This window comes from Saccharopolyspora karakumensis (genome assembly GCF_004349225.1).
GTDB lineage: Bacteria > Actinomycetota > Actinomycetes > Mycobacteriales > Pseudonocardiaceae > Saccharopolyspora > Saccharopolyspora endophytica.
In genome coordinates, this window is sequence record NZ_SMLA01000099.1 from 1 (window position 1) to 8,486 (window position 8,486).

9 protein-coding genes are annotated in these 8,486 nt (G+C 69.3%); 2 read left to right on the forward strand and 7 right to left on the reverse strand.

Going from position 1 to position 8,486, the window contains the following annotated elements; all coding sequences use genetic code 11:
• Positions 1 to 1,165: 1,165 nt before the first annotated feature.
• A complete protein-coding gene (locus E1202_RS30540) occupies positions 1,166 to 1,435 on the forward strand; it encodes a hypothetical protein (protein WP_132686780.1) in 270 nt (89 codons plus the stop codon).
• Between the two features lie 402 nt (positions 1,436 to 1,837).
• Here the strand turns inward: E1202_RS30540 and E1202_RS30550 are convergent, their stop codons facing one another.
• From E1202_RS30550 to E1202_RS30560, 4 genes are all read right to left on the reverse strand, one after another.
• A complete protein-coding gene (locus tag E1202_RS30550) occupies positions 1,838 to 2,155 on the reverse strand; it encodes a TetR family transcriptional regulator C-terminal domain-containing protein (RefSeq protein ID WP_132686781.1) in 318 nt (105 codons plus the stop codon).
• Positions 2,156 to 2,158: 3 nt separating this feature from the next.
• Positions 2,159 to 2,281, reverse strand: coding sequence for a hypothetical protein (locus E1202_RS32735; RefSeq protein ID WP_268952402.1), 123 nt, complete (start codon positions 2,279 to 2,281; stop codon positions 2,159 to 2,161).
• On the reverse strand, positions 2,278 to 3,840 hold the full coding sequence (locus E1202_RS30555) for a BCCT family transporter (protein WP_235879127.1): 1,563 nt from the start codon (positions 3,838 to 3,840) through the stop codon (positions 2,278 to 2,280). Before E1202_RS30555 ends, E1202_RS32735 begins: the two co-directional genes overlap by 4 nt.
• Positions 3,841 to 4,368: 528 nt before the next feature.
• Positions 4,369 to 4,791, reverse strand: a complete 423-nt coding sequence (locus tag E1202_RS30560) for a hypothetical protein (RefSeq protein WP_132686783.1) — start codon at positions 4,789 to 4,791, stop codon at positions 4,369 to 4,371.
• Positions 4,792 to 4,850: 59 nt separating this feature from the next.
• Between E1202_RS30560 and E1202_RS30565 the strand changes: the two genes are divergently transcribed.
• On the forward strand, positions 4,851 to 5,336 hold the full coding sequence (locus tag E1202_RS30565; RefSeq protein WP_132686784.1) for a DUF309 domain-containing protein: 486 nt from the start codon (positions 4,851 to 4,853) through the stop codon (positions 5,334 to 5,336).
• A gap of 44 nt (positions 5,337 to 5,380) precedes the next feature.
• Here E1202_RS30565 and E1202_RS30570 read toward each other — a convergent pair whose 3' ends face one another.
• The 3 genes from E1202_RS30570 to E1202_RS30580 all read right to left on the reverse strand — a co-directional run bounded on the left by E1202_RS30570 (position 5,381) and on the right by E1202_RS30580 (position 8,200).
• Complete coding sequence (locus E1202_RS30570) at positions 5,381 to 6,340, reverse strand: ribokinase (protein WP_132686785.1); 960 nt, start codon at positions 6,338 to 6,340, stop codon at positions 5,381 to 5,383.
• A 56-nt stretch (positions 6,341 to 6,396) separates the two neighbouring features.
• On the reverse strand, positions 6,397 to 7,377 hold the full coding sequence (locus E1202_RS30575; protein WP_132686786.1) for a nucleoside hydrolase: 981 nt from the start codon (positions 7,375 to 7,377) through the stop codon (positions 6,397 to 6,399).
• Positions 7,378 to 7,456: 79 nt separating this feature from the next.
• Positions 7,457 to 8,200 (reverse strand): GntR family transcriptional regulator, encoded by a 744-nt coding sequence (locus E1202_RS30580; RefSeq protein WP_132686787.1) that lies wholly within the window; start codon positions 8,198 to 8,200, stop codon positions 7,457 to 7,459.
• Between the last annotated feature and the right edge of the window lie 286 nt (positions 8,201 to 8,486).

The window sequence follows — 8,486 nt, forward strand, 5'->3', positions numbered from 1 at the left end:
CCCCTGGCCTCTCCCCGCCCCGAAGCGGACCTGACGCGAAGGACGTCAACGACCGGTATCACCTTCGGCGATGCCCCGTTGTCCACAACCAGCAGAACGGCCTCCGATTGCGATCCGTCAGCGGTGGGACGACGCTTGCTCTCGACGCGCTGCCGCGTACGCGGGTTCGCGAATGCGTTGGCACGCAGACGGCCAGGCAAGTCCTGGTAGGACGTGAAGAACGGGATCGAAGCGGAGGGGTTGGTCGGATCTCGCCCCGGTGCGGCCGGTGAGGTCCAACCTGCCGAATGGCCGCCACCGTCCCGTCGGCGTGGCCGTGAGCAGCCGGAAGCTCGCCACCACCGAATCGGCCGGAGCCAACGGCACGGCGGCTAGCAGGACCAACCCTCGCCCTGCCCTGTAGGGCAGGAGCGAGCCGTACGTCCCCGCGAGCGGATTCAGATGGGGCAGCAGGACATACCGCAGACTCGGCCGCAAACCGGTGGTGGCGAGCAACAGGTCGTGGCGGTCGCCGGATGGCCCGCTGAACGTGAACGCGAGGCCGAACACGTCCGGTAAGAGCTCGGGGAGTCCCATCGACCTGGAAATGCGGACCAACCCGTGATCCTCACCGGCTTCGTCCAGCCACTCCGCGAACCAGGGCTGCGGCGCCCCCGTTCGCCGCAGCACGGCTTCGTACACCGTGCCGTGCGGATGCAGCGGTTTGCCACGCCGTAGCCGGGCCAGAGCCCCGAAGAGCCCGCCCATCACAGCACCGGCAGCGGCTGCAGGACAACACATAGCGCTGGGGTGCCCTGGAGGAACGGGCGTTACACCTCGGACCATCGCCAGCACCACAGGAACTTCGCAGTCCACATTGCACGGCGGGGTCCTAGACCTCCCGGGTGGGCGCCTGCTGCAGGCTTTCGCTGATCCCGCCCACGCGACCATCGACCGTTTCGAAGAACGCAGAGCTAAAAAGTGCCGAGAGGGCTAGCTCGCACGATGCCCTTTTCGAGGTCGCGGTTCATAGCCAGCCAGAAAGACGCAGCGAGGCCCGGCTTGCGCGTTACTTCAGCGCGCAAAGGAACACCATCGTGTGGACATGTCGGGACAACGGATCCGCACGGAGCGCGAGCTCGTCGCAGTCTGCAACCGTTGAGCTCGGCATGACGAGGAGCACATGATGATTTCGAAATACCAGGTACTACCGCAACAGCGCGGCAGCACGCGGGCGACGATCGAGGACCTGCTGCTGGACGCCGCAGTGTCCACGGCGTTCGAAGCCATCGAGGCGGGAGAGTTCGACGAGGCGCAGGTCATCCTGAGCATGACCGATCAGGTCCTCGGCGGTCGGGTGCTCGCCGAGGACCACAACGTGAGCACCTTGGCTGCGCACACCAGATCGGCGAGCCGCGAGCACGGATTCAGCGGAAGCATCATCCAGCTCGGCTGAAACCACACTCCCGGGGAAACACCGCGTCGAGTGACAGCGAGGGAGTTGGAAAGCTCGTACAGCATGAAAGGGCAGGCACGCCGAAAAGAGCCCGGATAGCCCGCACCGCCCCTACTTCGAGTCAAACCCGACCCAATAGACCCGTCAGCTCACCTCCCGCAGCTCCGCCAAGGCGCGGCCGGGCCTCATGCGCTTGCCGGGCACGGTCGGCGCCGGGGCTGCTGCCGATGACCCTGATCGCCCGCCCGAGCACCATTCCCAGTGCTACCAGCTGCTGCTGCCTCCCGTGGTGCAAGTCCCGCTCGATTCGTCTTCGATCGTTCATCACGGCCGCGGACAGGCTCCGACCGGATCACCGCGAGCGCGCTGTTGCGAAGGCCATTCGTCAGTGTTCGGTCAGGGTCACGCGCGGGTGGCGACCTCGGCGGTGCGGCGCAGCTCCTCCCGGCTGACGCCGTCGCGGGCTGCCTGGGCGATCCCGCTGAGCACCGCCATGACGTAGCGGGCGAGCGCCGCTGCGTCGGTGTCCGAGGGGAGCACGCCCGCGGCCACATCACTGCGGATCTTGGCCGCGAAGGCGTCGGCCCTCTCGGCGCGCACCCGCCGCAGTTCCCGTGTGACGGTGGGGTCGTCAGTGCCGCTGTCGCCGCTGATGACGAGGCAACCGGCCGTCAGGCTGCGCCGGGTGTAGCGCTCGGGGCCTCGCGGAGCGTCGGCCACGGCTCACGGCGCGGTTTCAGGCGGGCAGCGCACCGGGCCGCTCCTCCGCCCGCCGTAGCGGCGGGTGATCTCGACGCGGGGCTTGACGAGCTTGCCTCGACCGCGCAGAGCAATCGCTGAGGTCATCGGTTCTCGCTCCGGGTGGGTTCCGCGCCGACCGCGGCTACCTCGGCGTCCTGCGGAGCCTCCTCGGGTGGTGCTGCGTTGGAGATCGGCGCCTGAGCGCTGTTCGGGCCGTGCTCATCCCGGAGGGTCTTGTAGAACGCCACGCAGATGCCGACCAGGATGATCGCGAAGGGCGTCCCGGTGAGCACCGAGGCCTTCTGCAGCCCGTCGAGGCCGCCGGAGACCAGCAGCACGGCGGCGACACCGGCGAGCAGCACCCCCCACAGCAGCCGCACCCAGGTCTTGGGGTGCGGCTCGCCGCCCGTGGACAGCTCGCCCAGCACCACCGTGCCCGCGTCGGCGCCCGCGACGAAGAACACCCACAGCACGATCAGCGTGATCACCGACATGATCCCGGCCATCGGGTACTGCTGGATGAACACGAACATCCCGGCCGCGGGGCTCTGCTGCACGGTCTGTGCGATGTCACCGGCCAGACCGCTGCGCGCCAGCTGCAGCGCGGCGCCGCCGAACACCGCGATCCAGATCATGCTGACCAGGCTGGGCACCAGCACGGTGGCCGCGACGAACTCGCGGATCGTGCGACCCCGAGAGATCCGCGCCATGAACAGACCCACGTACGGGGCCCAGGCGATCCACCAGGACCAGTAGAAGACGGTCCAGCTGCCCATCCACCCGTTGTCCGGGCTGAAGGCGTCCAGCCGGAAGCTCATCGGCACGATGTCGCCCAGGTACGCGCCGAGGCCCTCGGTGAAGGCGTTGATCTGGGTGGTGCTCGGGCCCACGACGAAGTAGAAGATCAGCAGGACCGGGGCGATGAGCATGCTGATGTTCGACAGCCACTTGATGCCGTGCTCGATCCGCGTCGTCGCCGAGCCCATGAAAGCGGCCGTGGTCAGCGCCAGCACGATCAGCTGCACGACGATTCCGGTGGGCAACCCGAAGGTCTCGCCCAGTCCCGCGGTCATCTGCAGGCCCGCCTGCCCCAGCGCCACGGCGATGCCGAACACCACCGCCAGCACCGCCAGCACGTCGATGACCTTGCCCAGCGGTCCGTCGACGCGATCGCCGAGCAGCGGCCGGAAGACCGCGCTGAGCAGGCCCCGCTCGTTCTTGCGATGGGTGAAGTAGGCCACGGCCAGGCCCGCGACCGCGTAGATCGCCCACGGGTGCAGCGCCCAGTGGAAGAACGAGTACTTGATCGCGACCCCGGCGGCTTCGTCGCTGCCGGGCGGAGCGAGTCCGAAGGGGACGTCGACGTAGTGCGACAGCGGTTCGGCCAGGCCCCAGAAGATGATCGCGGGCCCCATTCCCGCCTGGAACATCATGGCGAACCAGGACAATCGGCCGAATTCCGGTCTATCCCGATCGGCACCGAGCTTGATCCGCCCGTAGCGGCTCATTCCCAGGTAGATGACGAACACGAGGAAAATGTTCGCGGTGACCAGGAAGAACCAGCTCAAATCCGATACGACGTGGTTGAAGAGCTGAGTCGTCGCGGTCCCGAACCCGCTCGGGTCCACCGCTCCCCACAGGACGATCAACGCCGAAACGGCCACCGATACCGCGAAAACGGTATGATTCGCCGTCCGCTCGTTGTGCGATGTTTTCATGTGAAATCCTGATTCACCAGTTTTGGAGAACTTCGGCACGAGTGGAATGCATCGCCATTCCCGCGGGGAACGACGAGGTTCGACAGGCGTGATGAACCTCCTCACAGGACGCCCGAACCGGGCGTCGCCGGCTGTCGATGCGCCGGCATCACGATTTCATCCTGCGCCGGTGACTCAAGCTCGGCGCGGCCCGGCGCTCGACGCGATGCGACACATCCTGCACCGCAGCAGCAGGACCCTTTTTCGTTGTGTGCTTCCGCAGAGGCTCTCAGCTGCGCACCGCTCGATCAAACGGATCGGGAAATCTGGCTAGACGAATTCTGAAAGGCTTCGATAAAGAGCCTCTATCGGCGCTGCGAGTCGGCGGTGGATCGCCGAACTCGCGCCCGGGCGCTCGCCCGCCGGGCGGCTCGCCGCGCTGGTTCTCCGCCATGCGCCTGCGTGCTCGGCATGCCTGGCACGGGAAACGGGTTGTCAGGAGCCGGTTTCCTGCATCAACCAGGGCATGTTGTCGGGTTCCTTGCGGCCGGGCAGGTAGGCGTTGAGCAGCGGCGGGATCCACGTCGCCGGCGGGAGACCGCTGAGTTCGGCAGAGACCTGGCCCAGCACGTCGGCTTCGGCCACCCCGGGCCGGAGTTGGATCTGCACCGGCCCCGAACCGAGGTAGCGCTGCTGCCACGGTGGTGCTGCCCACGGTGACGCCGGACGGGCGTGCGCTGTGCGCACCAGCTCGGGGAGGTCCGCGCGCAGGTGCTCGATGGCCTCGAGCACCACCGTCGTCGTGGTGCGGCCAGGGCGGTCGTCGCGGTAGCGGTCCAGCCGGACCTGCAACGCGTCCGAGATGTGCACGGTCCACGGGTTGCGCATGGACACCATGTCTAGCAGGTGTCCGCTCACCCCGGCTGCCCTCGTCTCGGCCCCTGAGATGAGAGCGGGAGTCAGGGACACTCGGGTGCATGGCTGAACGCGACCGGGATGAACAGGGGCGGGCTCGCAACGCCCGTCCGCGCGATGGGCTCGGCCGCCCGCTGCCGCACGGCACGCCGGGCGTCGAGCGCATCGATGAAGACCTCGTGCTCACCCCGCACGAGAGCCTGGAGCAGGCCCAGCAACTCCTCGACGACGGGCGCCCGTTCCACGCCCACGAAGTCCTCGAAGGGGCGTGGAAGACGGCTCCCAGCGCGCAGCGCGCCCTGTGGAAGGGACTGGCCCAACTCGCCGTCGGCCTGACACACCTGCACCGGGGCAACGCCACCGGAGCCGCCGCTCTGCTGCGCCGGGCGGCCGACCACATCCGCCCCTACAGCCAACATCCCCCGCACTCCATCGCAGTGCAGGAGCTGGTCGACTTCGCCTCCGAGACCGCCGAAACCATCGACGAGTCCGGCCTGGTCGCCCTGGACGACCAGAGCCTGACCCCGCGGCTGCGCACAACGGCGTAGTCGCCGCAGGCTCCGGTGCGTCTGCGCCCTGGCCCCGCTCGTGTTCAGGACGAGGATGCCGACGGCGAGCCGGCATGGCGACGCTCCGTTGTCCCGGTCAGCTGGTCGAGCTCGGGGTAGGACGGCTGGGCGCCCGGGTGCTGCACGCTGCGGGCTCCGACGCGGGTGGCCCATCGGGCCGCCTCGGGCAGCGAGTCGCCTCGGCCGATGCGCCAGGCCACGGTAGCGGCGAAGGCGTCGCCGGCTCCGGTGGTGTCGACCGCGTCGGCCGGGATCCCCGGGACGTGCTCGGTGTGACCGGGCTCGGCGACCACCGCGCCGCGCGCGCCCAAGGTGACCACGGCCGATCGCGCACCGACCTGCCGGAGCGCCTCCGCGTAGGCGACTTCGCCCTCGGGAACCTGAGAGCCGTGAATTCGCAGCACTTCTCGCGCCTCGTGCTCGTTGACGATCAGCGGGTCGGCGGCGGCGAGCACATCCCCGGGCAGGTCGACCACCGGCGAGAGGTTCAGCGACAAGCGCGCCCCGGCCTCTCGCGCCGCGCGCGCCGCTGCGCACACGGTTTCCACCGGGACCTCCAGGACCACCGAGACGACGCGCGCGGAGGCGATCAACGACCGGGCGGAGGCGATGTCTCGCGGGGACAACCGGGCGTTGGCCGCCGCGGCGACGACGATGCTGTTCTCGCCGGTGGCGGCCACGGTGATCAGCGCGGTGCCGGTGGCCGCCGATTCGTCGCGGAGGGCGTGAGCCGTCTCGACGCCGTCGGCGCGCAGGGCCGCCAGCAGGTCCTCCCCGTGCGCGTCGGCGCCGACCCGGCCCACCAGGGCCGTCCGGGCGCCCAACCGCGCGGCGGCCACGGCCTGGTTCGCCCCTTTGCCACCGGCACTGGTGGTCAACGCGGTCGCCTGCACCGTTTCCCCCGGCTGGGGGTGACGCCGCACTCCCGCGGTGAGGTCGACGTTCAGCGACCCGACCACGACGACGTCCAGTTCGCGCGACATCGTTCTTCCTCCCGCATCTGTCCTGCGCACGCTTCGCCTCTCCGGACGTGCTGCGCTCACGCGACCCGCTGCGTGGGTTCGGGCGCACCGCAGAGCCGGTCGACCAGCATTTCCGGGAACGTGCGGTCGGTTTCGAGGACCACGCGCACGTTCGCGCCCTCCTGCGTCGGGAAATCGCGGTACTGACCGCGGACGTCGGCGACCGTCGCGCCGCGCCCGGGACCGTTCCCGGTGTCCACGTCGGTGGGCACCACCGGGGCCAGCACCGGCACGACGTCACCGGCCGCGATCGCCGCCGCCAACGGGTCGTGGCAGGCGGCTCGCCGCTCGCCGAAGATGTCGCGCTCGTAGAAGTCGAAGTACTGCTGCAGGATGGTCGAGGTGAAAGCGGCCACCGGCGAACCGCATTCGGCGAGCCGCTGCTGGTGCTTCTCGGTGAGGACCTCGCCCATGGTGGCGTCCAGCGGGACCATGGTCACCGGCCAACCCGCCCGCAGCACGATCCGAGCCGCTTCCGGGTCGTTGTGGATGTTGGCCTCCGACGCCGGGGTGGCGTTGCCCGGGTGCCGCACCGCGCCACCCATGATCGTCACGTGCTCGACCAGGTCGGGCAGTTCCGGTTCGAGCAGCAGAGCGGTGGCGAGGTTGGTCAGCGGGCCGATGGCCAGCAGGTGCGTGGTCCCGGGGTTCTCCCGGGCGAGCCGCACGATGAGCTCCGCGGCGGGTTCGTCGCACGGCGCCGTCGCCGGGGCGGGCAGGTTCGTGTTGCCCAGACCGTCGGAGCCGTGGACGTAGGGCGCGAGATGCGCTTCGCCGCACCAGTTGCTCAGAGCGCCCACCGCGACCGGGATGTCCGATCGGCCCGCCAGTTCGAGCACCCGCAGCGTGTTGAGCGCCGCCGTTTCGGCGTCGGTGTTGCCGAAAACCGTGGTGATGGCGCTGATCTCGACTCCCGGGTCCCCGAGCAGGTAGAGCAGCGCGAGGGCGTCGTCGATGCCGGTGTCGCAGTCGACGATCAGTGTTCGCTTGGGCGCCATCGGTTGCGTGCCTTTCTGCTTTCGGGGTCCTGCGCGCGTTCCGCGCGCGATCGCGGTCGCACGCGGAACCGGGACGTGCTCATCGGGATTGGCGCACCGGGATGCTCGGTGCACCGCTGGGCAACACGTACTTCGCCGCGATCAGCGGGGTGCGCTCGACGGAGACGACCTGCGTGATCAACACGACCGGGGTGTCCGGGGAGCGATCCAGGACTTCGCCCCGTCGCCGCCCGAGCACCGTCGCGCTGACCGCGCTCGATCCGCTCAACGGCAGGTAGGGGTCGAGACCCGAGACCACGTGCAGCATCGTGCTCGGCTGCGCCTCGGCTTCGGCCAGCGCAGCGGGGAGCCCCGGGTCGACGGCGGCCAGCGCGTCGTCGTGCGCGCTCCACTCCTCCACCAGACCGCTGGGCACGCCGTCGATGTCGACGACGCTCTCCCAGAACCAGATCTCGCAGCTGGCCGGGACCGGAAGGTGCTGCATGACCAGATCGGTCGGCTCTTCCAGCACGCGCGCCAGCGGCCGGATCTTGGCCGCGTCCGCGCCGAACAGGCTCTCGATCGGTTGCAGCCGCTCGAAACCGCGCCTGGCCGGGCGGTCGTTGACGGTCCGCCCCACCCCGCGCCGCACGGTGATCACGCCGTCCTCCTGCAGCAGCAGGAGCGCCTCGCGCAGCGCCGGCCGGCTCACGCCGAGATCAGCGGCGAGGTCGGGCTCGGACGGCAACGTCGAGCCAGGTGGGTAGGTCTCCTGCCGGATTGCTTCGACGATCCGCTCGTAGAGCTCCACGACCGGTCGCCGCTGCGGTCGTCTGGCCGCCACGTCGCACCCCCTGTTGGGTTGATGTCAGACAAGTTAGAAGAGCAAGGCCCGCTCGTCAAACCCCACGAGCAGTCCACAATCTGCGGAAAAGACTCTTGACGGCGCAGGGCCAGAGCCGGTAAACCCTTCCGCCAACACCTCGAACATGTCAGACAAGCTCGTCGACATGTCGGTGCGCAGCACCAGAACGTCCACCACGCCGCTGCCCACCCTCTCGAATCGCCTCAACGCGGAGGTTCCCATGACCACGGTTGGCGCCCCATCGCCCACCAACGCACCCCCGGTG

Bases quoted from the DNA above. Each gene is read 5' to 3' on its own strand.
- E1202_RS30540 (WP_132686780.1), top strand. From the start codon at position 1,166: ATGATTTCGAAATACCAGGTACTACCGCAACAGCGCGGCAGCACGCGG.
- E1202_RS32735 (WP_268952402.1), bottom strand. From the start codon at position 2,281: ATGACCTCAGCGATTGCTCTGCGCGGTCGAGGCAAGCTCGTCAAGCCC.
- E1202_RS30565 (WP_132686784.1), top strand. From the start codon at position 4,851: ATGGCTGAACGCGACCGGGATGAACAGGGGCGGGCTCGCAACGCCCGT.
- E1202_RS30570 (WP_132686785.1), bottom strand. From the start codon at position 6,340: ATGTCGCGCGAACTGGACGTCGTCGTGGTCGGGTCGCTGAACGTCGAC.
- E1202_RS30575 (WP_132686786.1), bottom strand. From the start codon at position 7,377: ATGGCGCCCAAGCGAACACTGATCGTCGACTGCGACACCGGCATCGAC.